The organism is Streptococcus pseudopneumoniae, from assembly GCF_001074975.1.
Classification (GTDB): Bacteria; Bacillota; Bacilli; order Lactobacillales; family Streptococcaceae; genus Streptococcus; species Streptococcus pseudopneumoniae_D.
In genome coordinates, this window is the sequence record NZ_JUUO01000009.1 from 1 (window position 1) to 16,162 (window position 16,162).

Below are 16,162 nucleotides of genomic sequence, written 5' to 3' on the forward strand. Positions count from 1 at the left end.
CTGTACTTGAGTACGGCAAGGCGACGTTGACGTGGTTTGAATTTGATTTTCGAAGAGTATTAACAATTTAGAAACGCTATGATTCCACTCCTTTTACATTAAAAAGGAACTGCATAAAGCAATCCCTTTCTGATTTTGAAATTATTTACTTAACATTTGATAGTTGAGATAATCAATAGCCCACCTATAAAAATAGTTATAGTAAAATTCCTTATTTATTGATTTCAAGCTCCGACAACTGTGTTTGAATAACTGACAGTTCTGCACCAGCCTGAAGAAGAGCAGCTGCAGTATAGGCACCTTCTACAATCGGAACCCTATTGATGACGATACTTTTATCACTGAAATCAGCCACCATTTCTAAGTTCATTTTAGCAGAGCCTAGGTCAAAAAAGGCTAATAAAATATCTGCTGGATTTTCGAAAACAACTCTATCTACTTGATCAAAACTTGTTCCAATTCCTCCATCTTCGGTTCCTCCTACATAAGTAATCGGAACATCTTTAGCTACTTCACCAATCAGTTCAACAACACCTTGTGCAATGTGTTTGGAATGTGAAACGATAACAAGACCAATACTTCCCATTAGACCACCCCAGTTTCTAAAAGAGCAGTAAAGAGTAATCCTGATGAGAATGATCCAGGATCAATATGTCCAAGAGAACGTTCTCCGACATAAGATGCCCTTCCTTTAGTTGCAAGTAAATCTTTGGTAGCATTCACTACCTTATCAATAACCTCTTGAGTCAATTGGCCAGCACACAAGGCAGCAATAACAGGAGTCCAAACATCAACCATTGTCTTTTCTCCAACTTCTGCTTTCCCACGTTTGACAATCATATCCAAACCGCTTTGTAAGATTTCCTCTATTTTCGAATTAGAATCAGCCTTGGCCATGCCCATAAAAGCAGAGCCATACAGAGGACCAGAAGCACCGCCTACCTTACTCAGTAGTTGCATTGAGACAAGTTTAAACACATCGCTGCTTGTCTCAAATGTCTTTCCTTCTAAGTTCTCCATAACTGCAGCCATGCCACGCGCCATATTTCCACCGTGGTCTCCATCTCCTATAGGGGTGTCTAGCTCACTAAGGTAATCTTTCTGTTCTTGAATCTTTTCATTAAAAAGCTTCATCCATTCAAGAGCTTGTTCAGCATTCATGAGACATTTCCTCCTTGAGTTTTACCAAGCTGGTGTAGTAACAGGTGCATTTAGAGCATCCAACCACTCATCGTCTGCCAATCGAATCAATGTTAATGACAAGCCGGTCATATCAATTGATGTCATATAGTTTCCAATTTTCTTAAACGCCAACTCAACACCTTTTTTATGGAGTAATTTAACCACATCATTTGCAAATACGTATTGTTCCATAAGAGGAGTGCTTCCTAAACCATTAATGAGAAGGCCATAGCGTTCTCCAGTCTTAAGTTGGAAACCTTCAGATAATTTTTCAACCAATTCTGAGGCCAATTGTGCTGAAGGTTGCATTTTCTCTTTCTTATATCCTGGCTCACCATGAATACCAACTCCATATTCAAATTCATCATCTTCTAGAACAAAACCTGGTTTCCCAACTTCAGGAACGGTTGCTCCAGACAAGGCTAGCCCAATTGTTTTAATTTCTAAGACAAGTTTGTCGGCCAAGTCCTTCATTTCAGATAATGATTTACCAGAACGAGCTGCATCACCCAAAATTTTATGGACTAAAATAGTACCTGCGACACCTCGACGGCCTTGGGTATAGAGACTATTTTCAACAGCGATATCATCATCAACCACAACGCTTGCTACATCAATACCTTCCATTTCAGCAAGTTCTTGTGCAATTTCAAAGTTCATAATGTCACCAGAATAGTTCTTGATGACCATGAAAACTCCAGCACCTTCATCAGCCGCCTTAATGGCTTCTAAAATTTGGTCCGGAGTAGGTGAAGTGAAGACTGCTCCACAAATGGCAGCAGACAACATTCCATCTCCTACAAATCCAGCATGACTTGGTTCATGTCCTGAACCTCCACCTGAAATGAGACCAACTTTTCCTGTCTTTTCTGCCTTTCTAACGATGACATCGAAACCATCTAAGCGTTCTACCAAGTCATCATGCATGAATGACAATCCCTGCAACATTTCATCAACAACTTGTGTCGGTTCATTTATAATTTTTTTCATGAGAAACTCCTTTCGGCATGTATCTTTGTTTTCGCTTTCATTATATATTTTTTATTGCTGGATGATAAGGGACAGATTCTATTATTTGTCCCCTTTTAAACCCATTTAAAACATTTTTTGGTAAAATGAAGTAAGTAAAAGAAAGGCTTCCTATGGCATCATCACTTATTACAAAAAAACGAATTGCCAAGGCATTTAGAGACCTATTAGCTACTAGAGAATTTGATAAAATCTCTATTGTAGATATCATGGAATCAGCTGGCATTCGTAGACAGACCTTTTATAATCACTTTCTTGACAAATATGAATTGCTAGACTGGATATTTGAAAATGACTTAACCGAGTATATCACCAATAACTTGGACTTCATTTCAGGTCAAAAACTATTACAAGAATTATTTTTTTATTTCGAACAAGAGCGTGACTTTTATATTCAACTTTTTGATATTCAAGGGCAAAATAACTTCTATGACCAATTTATCAGCTACTGTCGCTTGCTTGTATCAAAAATTTTAAAAGAATACGGTCAGATTGATATCGATTCATCTTCTTATACTTGTTTTTTGTTAGACTATCATTCACATGCTCTAGCAGAAATCGTGAAGGCTTACGTCAATAAAAAAAGTCCAGTTCCACAACCAGACTTTCTAATCATGACAATTATTGGAAAGAGACCACAATGACATTTATTTCAAATCATAAACAAAAAATTATTTCAAGTTACATTTCGGCAGCTGTCAGCAGTCATCCTAAATTAGAAAAGCACCCTACCTTACCATTAGTCTATCAAAAAAATCGTAATCCTCATCAGGTTCCAATATTGTCGGGTGGAGGTTCAGGTCACGAACCTGCTCATATTGGATATGTGGGAGAAGGAATGCTTACTGCTGCTATCTATGGCCAATTATTTACTCCTCCCACAAGAACTGAAATCTTAGAGTCCATTCGTTTTTTAAACAATGGTCACGGTGTCTTCATCATTGTAAAAAATTTCGAAGCAGACATCAAAGAATTTAGCTCGGCCATTAACACTGCTAGAAAAGAAGGAATTAAAGTTGGCTATAGTCTAGCACACGACGATATTTCAATTGAACCTCACAATAGATTTCAAATTAGAGGAAGAGGGCTTGCAGGGACTATTTTACTTCATAAAGTTCTAGGATATGCAGCTCAGAATGGTGCCGACATAGAGCAACTAACTGATTTAGGTCATGAACTTGCTCCCGAAATCGCAACAATTGGCTTTGCAACAAAATCGGCTAGTCTCCCCCAAGCTACCCTTCCACTATTTAACTTGGAAGAAGGAAATATTTCCTATGGTATTGGGATACACGGCGAAGAAGGTTATCGTATCGTCCCATTCCAATCGTCAGAAATCCTGGCAAATGAAATTATAAGTAAATTAAGATTGCACTATCACTGGAAAAAAGGAGATCAATTTATATTGCTTATAAATAATCTAGGTACTAGTACCAACCTAGAAATGGGCATATTTATCAATGATCTCCTTCAACTCTTAGAAATTGAAGGAGTCACTATTACCTTTATAAAATCAGGAACATTTATGACCAGTCTGGATATGGCAGGTATATCCGTAACTCTCTGTCCTGTAAAGAATAAGCAATGGTTAGAAGCCCTCAATACTCCAACGACAGCTTTTGCATGGTAATTTGCTTGTATAACTCAAAAGGGCTACATCACTTGATAGCCCTTTTAATCATATCTTACTTTTAAAAGAACTCATTCTTGCCATTTCAAATAGGCCATCTATCCCTTACAATTCTTCCGATGAGCTTTGAGTTTTTTCAGACCCCAATCATAGTGGCTTGACGTGCTACTGACAAAGTAGGAACCTAGACTTGTCCCTCCCGTCCACTTATAGACACCCTTGGTAAAGAGTTCGTCATTGCTAAAAACTTCTATCAACTCTAAAACCTTCCTATGTGATTGTTCCAAGAGTCTAGTCGCTTCTTCTAAGGAGGTTTTCTGGTGCTTCTTCCAAAAAGCGACATTCATTTCTCCATAAGTTTTCCAATTATAAGGTTCAGGAAGAAAAGGTCTTTCGTGACCTTTTTGATTAGAATGAACCCAAGTCAAAAGTAACTGATGCCATTCATAGAGATGGATCAAAACATCCCGTAGATTCTTATCCCTTTTCCAGTGCGCTTCCTTTTTCTTTTGGTCTTTTGAAAAATCAAATGGAGTCTGTAACTCATCTTCACTTAATTGAGAGATGAAGAGGTTAAGCTTTTCATAATTTTCCTTAGAGGCCAGCATTAGCTCCTCTTTTGTTTTCGGTCTAGGCACAGAGTTCTCCCTTCATATTACTAGTTATTATTAGAAATTTTTTATCCTTTAAATCTCTATAACTTATCCTTTAATTTCTCAACAAAGAGATAGGCTGCTGGACAGGTCAAGGTATTCTTAATCGTCAAATGGTTGATTTGATGGATCTTTTTACGGTCTGTATGGGGAAATTCACGACAGGCCTTTGGACGAACGTCATAAATAGAACAGAGGTTATCTCCTCCTAAAAATGGGCAAGGCATGGATTTGAAAACCTTATCACCATCTTCATCTACCTGAAGGAATTCAGCTTCAAAAGCTGGTAATTTCATCTTAAAGTACTTGGCGATTCGTGTAATATCCGCTTCTTTAAAGTCAGGCCCCAATGTCTTACAACAGTTAGCACAGGCAGTACAATCAATCTCAGCAAAAACTTCTTGGTGAATCTGCTGGGCTATTTTATCCAAGTTCTTAGGTGGTTTTTTCTTTAAATTGGCTAAAACTTTACGGTGCTCCTTCTGCTTTTGCAAGGCTAGCTGATGGTAATACTCAATATCAATTTCTTTAGACATGGTTTCTCTCTTATTCTATTTGTTTCCCCCTATTATATCATGCCTCTGACTCATTGAAAAGTGGACTTTATAAGACTATACTTTCCAAAAATGCGTCAAAAAACCTTGCAACTAAGTTACAAGGTTAATGACATTAATCGAAGTTAACGTATTCTTTTTGAAGTTCAAGGACTTCTTCCATTGTTGAACACTCTGTAAGGGCACGGTTAGCGTACTCTTCCATCTTAGCAGTGTCCAATTTCTTCATCAAGCTACGTGTACGAAGGACTGATGTTGCTGACATAGAGAACTCATCTAAGCCCATTCCGACAAGAAGTGGAACAGCTTTTTGGTCACCAGCCATCTCACCACACATACCAGCCCATTTACCTTCAGCGTGAGCTGCCTTGATAACGTTGTTGATCAAGCGAAGGATTGATGGGTTATATGGTTGGTAAAGGTATGAAACTTGCTCATTCATACGGTCTGCTGCCATTGTGTATTGGATCAAGTCGTTTGTACCAATTGAGAAGAAGTCAACTTCTTTAGCAAATTGGTCTGCAAGCATTGCCGCTGCAGGAATTTCAATCATGATACCAACTTGGATATCATCCGCAACTGCAACTCCTTCAGCAAGAAGGTTTGCTTTTTCTTCATCAAAGACTGCTTTAGCTGCACGGAATTCTTTCAAGAGGGCAACCATTGGGAACATGATACGCAATTGACCATGAACAGATGCACGAAGAAGAGCACGGATTTGTGTGCGGAACATTGCATCTCCAGTTTCAGAAATAGAGATACGAAGGGCACGGAATCCAAGGAATGGGTTCATTTCGTGTGGCATATCGAAGTAAGGAAGTTCCTTATCTCCACCGATGTCCATAGTACGAACAACGACTGGTTTACCATTCATTCCCTCAAGAACAGCCTTGTATGCTTCATACTGCTCGTCTTCTGTTGGGAAGTCTTGAGAATCCATGTACAAGAACTCTGTACGGTAAAGTCCAACAGCTTCTGCCCCGTTGTTGTTAACACCTTCAACGTCTTTTGGAGTACCGATGTTAGCAGCCAACTCGAAGTGTTTACCGTCAGCAGTCACTGTTTGAGCATCTTTCAAAAGTGCCCATTCAGCTTTTTGTTTAGCATAAGCTTCACCAGCTGCTTTAAATTCTGCCGCTTGTTCATCTGTTGGGTTGATAATGACTTCACCAGTAATTCCGTTAACGGCAAGGATATCACCGTCTTTCACCACTTCAGTGATGTTATTAGTTCCCAATACAGCTGCAATTTCAAGTGTACGTGCCATGATAGCTGAGTGGCTTGTACGTCCACCGATGTTTGTTACAAAAGCTTTTACAAAGTTTTTGTCCAATTGAGCTGTATCAGATGGTGTCAAGTCATGTGCAATCACGATTACTTCTTCGTTGATAGAAGCTGGGTTAGGCAATTTCTTACCAAGAAGGTTTGCCAATACACGTTTTGTCACGTCGCGGATATCCGCTGCACGTTCTTGCATGTATGGGTTGTCTTCCATGCCTTCAAAGATGGTGATGAACATGTCAGTCACTTCTTTAAGACCTGCTTCAGCATTGACTTTCTTAGCACGGATTGTTTCTTTAATCTGACCGATCAATTCTGGATCAGAAAGAACCATCAAATGAGCATCAAAAACTTGCGCCGCTTCTTCACCCAGCGTACCTACAGCTTTCTCACGGATAAGAGAAAGCTCGTTTTGAGAAGCTTCAAGAGCAACATCCAAACGAGCCTCTTCTGCGTTTGTATCTTCGACTGAAACAGTCTCGAATGACAAATCCGGTTGAACGAGTAGATATGCTTTTGCAACTGCAACACCGTCAGATGCTGCGATTCCTTTAAGCATTTCTGTCATTTTCCTTATGCCAATCCTTCTTTTTCCATTGTTTCTGAGATTGCAGCGATAGCGTCATCTGCATCCGCACCTTCAGCTGAGATAGTTACGTCAGCACCTTGGCCAACACCAAGACTCATAACACCCATGATTGATTTAAGGTTAACTGACTTACCTTTGTACTCAAGAGTGATATCTGAAGCAAATTTGCTAGCAGTTTGTACCAACAATGTTGCTGGACGTGCGTGAATACCTGTTTCTGCCACTACGTGGAAATCTTTAGAAGCCATAGTTTGACTCTCCTTTTGTTCTTTCTTTTTTGAGTTATATGTGATAACCCTTACAATTTGGTATTATATCATCTTCTAGGAATTTTTTCAAGCATTTTATGGGATTTATTCGATTTCCTTTCAGATAACTTGCTGAAAATCTTCCATATCGAATAACAAAACACAGGATATAGTTTTTCAAAAAACAACTCATAGGATAATTATCACTATTTTACAAACAAAACACTACATATTGTGTTTTGTAAAGTCATGTGCGAAAACAGACCACTATATTTAGTTTTAAATCGTTGACAAAAATTTATTTTCTGATATACTAAGAAAGTAATCTATTTTGAAAGAGGAGTTACACAATGGTAACCGTTTATTCTAAAAACAACTGTGTCCAATGTAAAATGACCAAACGTTTCTTGGACAGTAATAATGTCGCTTATCGTGAAATCAATCTTGATGAGCAACCTGAGTACATCGATCAAGTTAAAGAGCTCGGTTTCAGCGCAGCTCCTGTTATCCAAACACCAACTGAAGTCTTTTCAGGTTTCCAACCAGGAAAACTGAAACAATTAGCATAATCTTAGTACATCATCCAGAAGAAACTGCTTCTAGGGCTAACTTAGAAGCCTTTCTTTTGTAATTAGATAAGGGAAATTTTATGGGATTAAAACATCTTGAAGACGTAACTTACTTCCGTCTCAATAACGAAATCAACCGTCCTGTTAATGGACAAATCATGCTTCATAAAGATAAGGAAGCCTTGGATGCCTTCTTTAAAGAAAATGTAGTTCCAAACACTATGGTTTTTGATTCAATCAAAGATAAAATCAACTACCTCATTGAACACAACTACATCGAAACAGCCTTTATCAAGAAATACCGTCCAGAATTTTTGGAAGAATTGTCACAATTTATCAAAGACCAAAACTTCCAATTCAAGTCTTTCATGGCAGCTTATAAGTTTTATAATCAATATGCCTTAAAGACTAACGACGGTGAATACTATCTTGAAAGTATGGAAGACCGTGTCTTCTTTAACGCCCTTTATTTCGCTGATGGCAATGAAGCTGTTGCAATCGATATTGCCAATGAAATCATCCACCAACGCTACCAACCTGCTACTCCTTCCTTCTTGAATGCTGGACGTGCGCGTCGTGGGGAGTTGGTATCTTGCTTCCTGATCCAAGTAACGGATGATATGAACTCTATCGGACGTTCTATTAACTCAGCTCTTCAGCTCTCACGTATCGGTGGTGGTGTGGGAATTACCCTCAGCAACCTTCGTGAAGCTGGTGCACCTATCAAAGGCTATGAAGGAGCTGCTTCAGGTGTCGTTCCAGTAATGAAGCTTTTCGAAGATAGCTTCTCTTACTCCAACCAATTGGGGCAACGTCAAGGTGCTGGGGTTGTTTACCTCAATGTCTTTCATCCAGATATCATCGCCTTCCTTTCAACTAAGAAAGAAAACGCCGATGAAAAAGTTCGTGTCAAGACCCTTTCGCTTGGTGTGGTGGTACCTGATAAATTCTACGAATTAGCACGTAAAAATGAAGAAATGTACCTCTTCAGCCCTTATTCTGTCGAAAAAGAGTATGGTGTACCTTTCAACTACATCGATATCACTGAAAAATACGATGAATTGGTCGCAAATCCAAATATCCGCAAGACAAAAATCAAGGCGCGTGATTTGGAAACTGAAATTTCTAAATTGCAACAGGAATCTGGCTATCCTTATGTCGTTAACATCGATACTGCTAACCGTGCAAATCCAGTTGATGGTAAGATTATCATGAGTAACTTGTGTTCAGAGATTCTTCAAGTCCAAGAACCAAGCTTGATCAACGATGCTCAAGAATTCCTTCAAATGGGAACAGACGTTTCATGTAACCTTGGTTCAACCAACGTGGTCAACATGATGACTTCACCTGACTTTGGTCGCTCAATCCGTGCTATGGTTCGTGCCCTTACTTTCGTGACAGATAGTTCGCACATCGTAGCTGTTCCTACCATCGACCACGGAAATAGCCAAGCTCATACCTTTGGTCTTGGTGCCATGGGACTTCACAGCTACCTTGCCCAACAATTGATTGAATATGGATCGCCTGAGTCGGTTGAATTTACAAGCATCTACTTTATGCTTATGAACTACTGGACCTTGGTTGAGTCAAACAATATTGCACGTGAGCGTGGTATCACCTTCCACAACTTTGAAAAATCAGACTATGCTAACGGAAGCTACTTCAACAAGTATATAACTGGCGAATTTGTTCCAAAATCAGACCGTGTTAAAGAACTCTTCAAAGATGTCTTTATCCCAAGTGCTGCTGACTGGGCTGAACTTCGCGACAAGGTGCAAGCATATGGTCTTTACCACCAAAACCGCCTTGCTGTAGCGCCAAATGGTTCTATCAGCTACATCAACGACGTTTCTGCTTCTATCCACCCGATTACGCAACGTATCGAGGAACGCCAAGAGAAGAAAATCGGTAAAATCTACTACCCTGCTGCTGGCTTGTCAACAGATACTATTCCTTACTACACTTCTGCCTACGACATGGATATGCGTAAGGTGATTGATGTCTATGCTGCTGCAACTGAGCACGTGGACCAAGGACTTTCACTTACTCTCTTCATGCGTAGTGACATTCCAAAAGGACTTTACGAATGGAAGAAAGAAAACAAACAAACGACACGTGACTTGTCTATCCTTCGTAACTATGCCTTTAACAAGGGTATCAAGTCTATCTACTACGTCCGTACCTTTACAGATGATGGTGGAGAAGTCGGTGCTAACCAATGTGAAAGCTGTGTGATTTAATTCGTCGCTCAAAAGTATTACATTCACTTAATCCATTAAACGTATTTTGCTGATAAAATCATGTAAGAACAAAAAAGTCGGGCTTCCGACTTTTTGTGCGATACTCCTCTAGAATTATGATAAAATAGAAATAATTGTGAGCTCGCAATACTAAACACAGAAAGAGATTTCAAATGGAAACTTACTACAAAGCCATTAACTGGAATGCCATCGAAGATGTCATCGACAAATCAACTTGGGAAAAACTGACAGAGCAATTCTGGCTCGATACACGTATTCCCTTGTCAAATGACTTGGATGACTGGAGAAAGCTATCAAATGTAGAAAAAGACTTGGTTGGAAAAGTCTTTGGTGGTTTAACCCTTCTAGACACTATGCAATCTGAAACTGGGGTTCAAGCCCTTCGCGCGGACATCCGTACACCACATGAGGAAGCTGTTTTCAATAACATCCAATTTATGGAATCTGTTCACGCTAAATCTTACTCTTCAATCTTCTCTACCTTGAATACTAAGGCTGAGATTGAAGAAATTTTCGAATGGACCAATACCAATCCTTACCTACAAAAGAAGGCTGAGATTGTTAACGAAATCTACCTAAACGGTAGCCCACTTGAAAAGAAAGTTGCCAGCGTCTTCCTCGAAACCTTCCTCTTCTACTCTGGTTTCTTCACTCCCCTCTACTATCTCGGTAACAACAAACTAGCCAACGTTGCGGAAATCATTAAATTGATCATTCGTGATGAGTCTGTTCACGGAACCTACATCGGTTATAAATTCCAACTTGGTTTCAATGAATTGCCTGAAGAAGAGCAAGAAAAACTCAAAGAATGGATGTACGACCTTCTCTACACTCTTTATGAAAACGAAGAAGGCTACACAGAAAGCCTCTATGATGGTGTTGGTTGGACGGAAGAAGTCAAAACCTTCCTTCGCTACAATGCCAACAAGGCACTCATGAACCTGGGACAAGATCCACTCTTCCCAGATTCAGCAGATGATGTCAACCCAATCGTTATGAACGGTATTTCAACAGGAACTTCCAACCACGACTTCTTCTCTCAAGTCGGAAATGGTTACCTCCTTGGTGAAGTTGAAGCCATGCAAGACGATGACTACAACTACGGTTTGGACTAATTCAATTATCCCAGAACTGATAACAAATATCATGGTTTGTTTAAAACAACCATGATATTTTTGTTTTTGTTTTCTTTTGTTTTTTAAATTGATTGATTGATTGAATACTTTATGATAAAATAGTAATAGAAATAGAGGTGATAACGATGCTAAAGCAGGAAAAACTAGATAATATTCTAGAAACGGTAAATACAAAGGGAACTATTACTGTCAAAGAAATCATGACTCGCTTGAATGTGTCTGATATGACTGCTAGACGCTACTTGCAAGAGTTAGCAGACAAGGATTTACTTGTTCGGGTGCACGGGGGAGCTGAAAAAATTCGCACAGGTTCCATTTTAAACAATGAACGTTCCAATATCGAGAAACAAAGCTTACAGATTGCAGAAAAACAAGAAATCAGCCGTTTTGCAGGCCATTTAATTGATGAGGGTGAAACTATTTTTATCGGCCCTGGTACAACTTTGGAATCTTTTGCTCGTGAACTTCCAATTGATAATATTCGTGTTGTAACAAACAGTTTACCAGTCTTTCTCATCTTAAACGAACGAAAACTAACAGACTTGATTTTAATTGGTGGAAACTACCGCTCTATCACTGGAGCCTTTGTGGGAACACTAACCTTGCAAAACTTAGCCAATCTTCAATTTTCTAAAGCTTTCGTTAGCTGTAATGGTATTCAGGACAATGCGATTGCGACCTTCAGCGAAGAGGAAGGTGAATCCCAACGCATCGCCCTCAATAATTCCAATAAAAAATACTTACTAGCTGACAATAGTAAGTTCAATAAATTTGATTTCTATACCTTCTACAATATCTCTGATATTGATACCGTCGTTTCAGACTCTAAACTGAGCAAAGAAACCTTCGAACAACTTTCAAAACAAACAAAAATTATTCTTTCTAAACCATAAAACTATCCCCACCGATTGGTGGGGATTTTTACAAAGAGTTTCCTAGATTATTTATGATTGTTGAAACGGCATAAAATCTGAATCAAAGGAGATATTATCCCGTTCTTCAGGACTGATAAAATTTAAAAAGATATTTTGAAATTCTTCAATCTCATAATCTGAATGGCAAATCCATTCTTTACCAGTAGAGACATACCATTTCCCAAGTTTTTTCAGCTCCTCATTAGTCAAACAAGGTATTTGAGAACATTTATCAAAATTGATAATATAAACTTTTTCATAAATAGATTGGATAAAATCTTTGAACATCTTTTGCCTCACTATAATTCTATATCTAATTACTAATTCTACTAGTCTATAATCTGACTTTCTGCTACTTTCTTGTACCAGTGAGCTGATTTCTTAGGATAACGTTCTTGGGTTTCAAAGTCTACATAGAAGAGACCGTAACGTTTCTCATACCCATTTGACCATGAGAAGACATCCATTAATGACCAAATGAAGTAACCTTTTACATTAGCTCCATCTGCAATAGCATCAGACAAGACTTCCAAGTGTTGTTTGACATAATCAATACGGCCATCATCGTAAACAGTGTTATCAACAAACTCATCTTTATATCCAAGACCATTTTCAGTGATGTAAATCTTCTTGTAGTTCGGATAATCTTTCTTCACGCGCATGATTTGGTCATACAAACCTTGAGGGTAGATAATCCAATCCCAATCTGTACGTGGCACATAGTCAGGAGCTGCACGACGACCAACACCTTTGATTTGGTATTTAGAGCTTCCTTTCTCACCCTTACCATTATGGATGATTTCTGTTTCGCCATCAAAGGCTTCCATCCAGTCACTCATATAGTAATTGATTCCAAGGAAGTCGTTCAAGTCTTTCGCAGCTTCTAATGCTGTAAAATCTTCTTCACGAAGATCTAAGCTACCACCATTGACTGATAAGATATGGTTGATACCTTCCATCGTTTCAGCTGAATAGCGACCTAGATAAGTTGCATCCAATATAAATTTATTGTGAATAATATCTTCCAACTCAGCTGCACGAACATCTGCTGGATTTTTAGGATCTAAAGGATACTTGGTTGGCAGTGCGTGAACAACACCAATTTCGCCTTTATAACCTTTATCTTTATATAGCTTGACTGCACGCGCATGAGACACCATCATATTGTGGTGTGATTGGAAGACTTTGGCAAGGTCGTACTGAATACCTGGAGGGAATTTCCCAACCAAGTATTGACCATCACCGATTGGTCCGATTTCATTGAAGGTTGTCCAATAGTTTACTTCTGGAAATTCTTCAAAACAGAAGGCAGCGTAGTCTACAAAGTGTTCGATATTTTCACGGTTTAAGAAGTCCCCATTTGAATGGAGAGCTTCTGGCGTATCAAAGTGATGAAGAGTTACAAAGGGCTCAACATGACGTTTGTGACACTCTGCAAATAGATTATGATAAAACTCAACACCTTTCTGATTTACTTGACCGTAACCTGTTGGGAAAATACGTGACCAGGCAATAGAAATTCGAATACCATTGACACCATACTCTTCTGCTAGCTTGAGGTCAACTGGATATCGATTGTAAAAATCACTGGCTGGTTCTGCAGTGTACCAGTAGTTATCTTCAAGATATTTATCCCAAGCTACTGGTCCTTTCCCATCAGTATGTGTAGCACCTTCTGCTTGATAAGCAGCTGTTGCGCCACCGAAAATAAAGTCTTTTGGTAATGTTTTTGTCATTTTTTTCACCTATTTCTTGATTTAAATAAAGTAAAAGTGAGAGGAGAGGAGTCAGTGAGCCATCCTTCTCCATCTCACTTCTTGTACCAAGTCACCGAATTGTGACATGAGGAGGTAAAAACGATATCTTTTTACCGACGAATTAACAAGGCGATTAGGAAATTCGCCATAGCGATTTCCGTAACGAGAGGAAACTGTTTTATAGTCCCTATCGTTAATCGAATTGTGACATGAGGAGGTAAAAACGATATCTTTTTACTGACGAATTAACAAGGCGATTAGGAAATTCGCCATAGCGATTTCCGTAACGAGAGGAGACTGTTTCACAGTCCCTATCGTTAATCGAATTGAGCTTGTACGAATGCAAGAGCACCTTTTCCATCACGAGTTAATTTGATGTATTGAGCTCCCTCTGTTTTCGCAAGTTTAATATCGAGTTTATCTGTTTCTGCTTTCATATCTTCAAAGTTTGAAGCAACTTGAGGAGCAAGGATAACTAAATCAAACTCTGGCAACATTTCACGGTGAGCACCATAACCACCTGCTGCTGCTTTCACAGGAACATTGTACTCTGCAGCTGCCTTGTTCAAAGCATTAGCAAGAAGTCCACTTGTACCCCCACCAGCACAGAGAACGAGGACATTTGTTTCTTCAGTGATGGTATTTTGTGCTGCATCGACACCCGCTTTTTCAAGAATAGCATCCGCTTTTGCAGTATTGAAGTTTGCAACAACTTTTTCTTTCAATTCATCATTAGACTTACCTGAACGTTCTTCTTCAAGAATTTGTTCATCATATACTTTAAGGAATGGATAGTAAATGACTACGTCAACCACGATTAGAAGAGCAGCAAGAATGAATGATAGAACTTGGAAGTTAGTACCAAGAACTAGACCTAGTGGAGCTGGAGTTGTCCATGGTAGATTAGCAGTAAATGAGTTCATTCCAAGAGTTTCAATAAAGAATTTAAAGATCCATACGTTTGCGATTGGAGCAAAAATAAATGGAATGAAGAAAATCGGGTTCAATACAAGTGGTGCACCAAACAAGATTGGTTCATTTACACCGAAGAAGGTAGGAACTACTGAAGCACGTCCGATTGCACGGTTACGTTTTGATTTTGTTAACCACATGAACATGAAAGGAACAACCAGTGTCGCACCAGTACCACCCATGGTAACGATAAACATTTGTGTACCAGAAGTAAGAATCTTGTCAGCGTGCATACCTTGTTGGAGAAGGTTCAAGTTGACTTCGGCATTGGCATAGGTAATTGCTGCGATAGCAGGCTCAACGATAGATGGACCGTGAATCCCAACAAACCAGAAGAAGGCAAAAGCACCAAAGATAATGGTAATACCAAGGTATCCGTCTGCTGCTGAGAATAATGGTGCAAAGAATTTACCGATTGATTCTGCAACACTAGAACCAACAAAATGACGAGCTAGTAAATCAAGAGCATAAAGTGAAACAACTGAGAGAGTGAATGGAATCACATCTTTAAAGACTTGTGAAATATTTGGTGGAACTTCGTCAGGCATACGAATAGTGACGTTGTTCTTAACACAAACCTTATAGATTGCTACGGTAACAAAGGCTGCAAGGAAGGCTGAAAGCAAACCTTTTGTCCCCAAGAATCCAGTAGCTAGACCATTTTCGATAGGATCAGCTGCCAACATTAACAAACCGACAATCGCTGCCAACAGTGTTGACATATAGTTGATTTGATTGGTTTTCTCCATGCTACGGTTTACTGAGTCGGTCAATGACTTAGCTGTTGTACCAGCTACCAAGAGAGCCAGAATACCCATAGAATAGCTATAAGGTTTCATCAGAAAGGCTACAACTTCATCAGACCATTTAAAGCCCCATGAGTTTGGTACAAAGGCAATCAAGATAAAGATACTTGAGAAGAGAATAACAGGCATACCTGCAATGAAACCATCACGAATAGCACGAAGATAGATATTACGAGATAATTTCTCAAAGAAAGGTTTTCCTTTCTCGATAAATGCAATTAGTTTATTCATTATTTAACTCCTCTCTTATAGAGCTCAATTAAATGGTGCATCAAATCTTTTAACAAGATAGTTGTCATCAAGTGATCTTGACCATGCATCATGGTCACACTATAAGCCAAATCCTCGCCAGCCGCTTCCTTAGTCAATAGACTTGTTTGCGCGTGGTGAGCCTCTGCGATACAGCTATTAGCTTCCTCTACCAGAGCGTCCGCTTTTTCAAAATCACCAGCTTCAGCAGCCTTCAAGGCTTCCAATAGTTTTGAACGAGCATCGCCAGCATAGGCTACGATTTCAAAACCTAACAATGTTACTTCTTCTCTATTCATGATAGAATTCTCCTTATATAGTTTTTAATAAAT

General features: G+C 39.1%; 17 protein-coding genes. 6 read left to right on the forward strand and 11 right to left on the reverse strand.

Annotated elements, in window-relative coordinates:
• Positions 1-211: 211 nt before the first annotated feature.
• The 3 genes from dhaM to dhaK are packed head-to-tail and all read right to left on the reverse strand — an operon-like array spanning position 212 to position 2,172.
• Positions 212-586, reverse strand: coding sequence for a dihydroxyacetone kinase phosphoryl donor subunit DhaM (gene dhaM / locus ADI86_RS00465; RefSeq protein ID WP_049531342.1), 375 nt, complete (start codon positions 584-586; stop codon positions 212-214).
• Positions 586-1,161 (reverse strand): dihydroxyacetone kinase subunit DhaL, encoded by a 576-nt coding sequence (dhaL, locus tag ADI86_RS00470; protein ID WP_049531343.1) that lies wholly within the window; start codon positions 1,159-1,161, stop codon positions 586-588. The genes dhaM and dhaL overlap by 1 nt, the downstream gene beginning before the upstream one ends.
• Positions 1,162-1,182: 21 nt before the next feature.
• Positions 1,183-2,172 (reverse strand): dihydroxyacetone kinase subunit DhaK, encoded by a 990-nt coding sequence (gene dhaK, locus ADI86_RS00475; RefSeq protein WP_049531344.1) that lies wholly within the window; start codon positions 2,170-2,172, stop codon positions 1,183-1,185.
• 152 nt (positions 2,173-2,324) lie between these two features.
• Between dhaK and dhaS the strand changes: the two genes are divergently transcribed.
• The gene (gene dhaS, locus ADI86_RS00480; protein WP_049531345.1) at positions 2,325-2,855 is read left to right on the forward strand and encodes a dihydroxyacetone kinase transcriptional activator DhaS; all 531 of its coding nucleotides are present in this window, start codon (positions 2,325-2,327) and stop codon (positions 2,853-2,855) included.
• Complete coding sequence (gene dhaQ, locus ADI86_RS00485; RefSeq protein WP_049531346.1) at positions 2,852-3,841, forward strand: DhaKLM operon coactivator DhaQ; 990 nt, start codon at positions 2,852-2,854, stop codon at positions 3,839-3,841. Before dhaS ends, dhaQ begins: the two co-directional genes overlap by 4 nt.
• Positions 3,842-3,939: 98 nt before the next feature.
• Here the strand turns inward: dhaQ and ADI86_RS00490 are convergent, their stop codons facing one another.
• From ADI86_RS00490 to ADI86_RS00505, 4 genes are all read right to left on the reverse strand, one after another.
• Complete coding sequence (locus ADI86_RS00490; protein ID WP_004247449.1) at positions 3,940-4,479, reverse strand: ClbS/DfsB family four-helix bundle protein; 540 nt, start codon at positions 4,477-4,479, stop codon at positions 3,940-3,942.
• A 56-nt stretch (positions 4,480-4,535) separates the two neighbouring features.
• Positions 4,536-5,030, reverse strand: a complete 495-nt coding sequence (locus tag ADI86_RS00495) for a YkgJ family cysteine cluster protein (protein WP_000031476.1) — start codon at positions 5,028-5,030, stop codon at positions 4,536-4,538.
• A gap of 133 nt (positions 5,031-5,163) precedes the next feature.
• Positions 5,164-6,897 carry a phosphoenolpyruvate--protein phosphotransferase gene (gene ptsP / locus ADI86_RS00500; RefSeq protein WP_023941216.1) on the reverse strand — a complete coding sequence of 578 codons (1,734 nt, stop codon included), beginning with the start codon at positions 6,895-6,897 and terminating at the stop codon, positions 5,164-5,166.
• Positions 6,898-6,902: 5 nt separating this feature from the next.
• Complete coding sequence (locus ADI86_RS00505) at positions 6,903-7,166, reverse strand: phosphocarrier protein HPr (RefSeq protein ID WP_000146947.1); 264 nt, start codon at positions 7,164-7,166, stop codon at positions 6,903-6,905.
• A 350-nt stretch (positions 7,167-7,516) separates the two neighbouring features.
• Between ADI86_RS00505 and nrdH the strand changes: the two genes are divergently transcribed.
• The 4 genes from nrdH to ADI86_RS00525 all read left to right on the forward strand — a co-directional run bounded on the left by nrdH (position 7,517) and on the right by ADI86_RS00525 (position 12,025).
• A complete protein-coding gene (nrdH, locus tag ADI86_RS00510) occupies positions 7,517-7,735 on the forward strand; it encodes a glutaredoxin-like protein NrdH (RefSeq protein ID WP_000259240.1) in 219 nt (72 codons plus the stop codon).
• 80 nt (positions 7,736-7,815) lie between these two features.
• Positions 7,816-9,975 carry a class 1b ribonucleoside-diphosphate reductase subunit alpha gene (gene nrdE, locus ADI86_RS00515; RefSeq protein ID WP_049531347.1) on the forward strand — a complete coding sequence of 720 codons (2,160 nt, stop codon included), beginning with the start codon at positions 7,816-7,818 and terminating at the stop codon, positions 9,973-9,975.
• A 173-nt stretch (positions 9,976-10,148) separates the two neighbouring features.
• Positions 10,149-11,111, forward strand: a complete 963-nt coding sequence (gene nrdF, locus ADI86_RS00520) for a class 1b ribonucleoside-diphosphate reductase subunit beta (protein WP_000451386.1) — start codon at positions 10,149-10,151, stop codon at positions 11,109-11,111.
• A gap of 146 nt (positions 11,112-11,257) precedes the next feature.
• Entirely contained in the window at positions 11,258-12,025 is a 768-nt protein-coding gene (locus ADI86_RS00525) for a DeoR/GlpR family DNA-binding transcription regulator (RefSeq protein ID WP_049531348.1), read from the forward strand.
• Positions 12,026-12,076: 51 nt separating this feature from the next.
• Here ADI86_RS00525 and ADI86_RS00530 read toward each other — a convergent pair whose 3' ends face one another.
• From ADI86_RS00530 to ADI86_RS00550, 4 genes are all read right to left on the reverse strand, one after another.
• Positions 12,077-12,334 carry a DUF3884 family protein gene (locus tag ADI86_RS00530; RefSeq protein WP_080983136.1) on the reverse strand — a complete coding sequence of 86 codons (258 nt, stop codon included), beginning with the start codon at positions 12,332-12,334 and terminating at the stop codon, positions 12,077-12,079.
• A gap of 41 nt (positions 12,335-12,375) precedes the next feature.
• Complete coding sequence (lacG, locus tag ADI86_RS00540; protein ID WP_049531349.1) at positions 12,376-13,782, reverse strand: 6-phospho-beta-galactosidase; 1,407 nt, start codon at positions 13,780-13,782, stop codon at positions 12,376-12,378.
• A gap of 338 nt (positions 13,783-14,120) precedes the next feature.
• Positions 14,121-15,812 (reverse strand): lactose-specific PTS transporter subunit EIIC, encoded by a 1,692-nt coding sequence (locus ADI86_RS00545; protein WP_049531350.1) that lies wholly within the window; start codon positions 15,810-15,812, stop codon positions 14,121-14,123.
• Positions 15,812-16,129, reverse strand: a complete 318-nt coding sequence (locus ADI86_RS00550; RefSeq protein ID WP_049531351.1) for a PTS lactose/cellobiose transporter subunit IIA — start codon at positions 16,127-16,129, stop codon at positions 15,812-15,814. The genes ADI86_RS00545 and ADI86_RS00550 overlap by 1 nt, the downstream gene beginning before the upstream one ends.
• Between the last annotated feature and the right edge of the window lie 33 nt (positions 16,130-16,162).

What these genes read in the sequence shown, in the direction of transcription:
- dhaM (WP_049531342.1), bottom strand. Translation starts at nt 586, where the DNA reads ATGGGAAGTATTGGTCTTGTTATCGTTTCACATTCCAAACACATTGCA.
- dhaL (WP_049531343.1), bottom strand. Translation starts at nt 1,161, where the DNA reads ATGAATGCTGAACAAGCTCTTGAATGGATGAAGCTTTTTAATGAAAAG.
- dhaK (WP_049531344.1), bottom strand. Translation starts at nt 2,172, where the DNA reads ATGAAAAAAATTATAAATGAACCGACACAAGTTGTTGATGAAATGTTG.
- dhaS (WP_049531345.1), top strand. Translation starts at nt 2,325, where the DNA reads ATGGCATCATCACTTATTACAAAAAAACGAATTGCCAAGGCATTTAGA.
- dhaQ (WP_049531346.1), top strand. Translation starts at nt 2,852, where the DNA reads ATGACATTTATTTCAAATCATAAACAAAAAATTATTTCAAGTTACATT.
- ADI86_RS00495 (WP_000031476.1), bottom strand. Translation starts at nt 5,030, where the DNA reads ATGTCTAAAGAAATTGATATTGAGTATTACCATCAGCTAGCCTTGCAA.
- ptsP (WP_023941216.1), bottom strand. Translation starts at nt 6,897, where the DNA reads ATGACAGAAATGCTTAAAGGAATCGCAGCATCTGACGGTGTTGCAGTT.
- ADI86_RS00505 (WP_000146947.1), bottom strand. Translation starts at nt 7,166, where the DNA reads ATGGCTTCTAAAGATTTCCACGTAGTGGCAGAAACAGGTATTCACGCA.
- nrdH (WP_000259240.1), top strand. Translation starts at nt 7,517, where the DNA reads ATGGTAACCGTTTATTCTAAAAACAACTGTGTCCAATGTAAAATGACC.
- nrdE (WP_049531347.1), top strand. Translation starts at nt 7,816, where the DNA reads ATGGGATTAAAACATCTTGAAGACGTAACTTACTTCCGTCTCAATAAC.
- nrdF (WP_000451386.1), top strand. Translation starts at nt 10,149, where the DNA reads ATGGAAACTTACTACAAAGCCATTAACTGGAATGCCATCGAAGATGTC.
- ADI86_RS00525 (WP_049531348.1), top strand. Translation starts at nt 11,258, where the DNA reads ATGCTAAAGCAGGAAAAACTAGATAATATTCTAGAAACGGTAAATACA.
- ADI86_RS00530 (WP_080983136.1), bottom strand. Translation starts at nt 12,334, where the DNA reads ATGTTCAAAGATTTTATCCAATCTATTTATGAAAAAGTTTATATTATC.
- lacG (WP_049531349.1), bottom strand. Translation starts at nt 13,782, where the DNA reads ATGACAAAAACATTACCAAAAGACTTTATTTTCGGTGGCGCAACAGCT.
- ADI86_RS00545 (WP_049531350.1), bottom strand. Translation starts at nt 15,812, where the DNA reads ATGAATAAACTAATTGCATTTATCGAGAAAGGAAAACCTTTCTTTGAG.
- ADI86_RS00550 (WP_049531351.1), bottom strand. Translation starts at nt 16,129, where the DNA reads ATGAATAGAGAAGAAGTAACATTGTTAGGTTTTGAAATCGTAGCCTAT.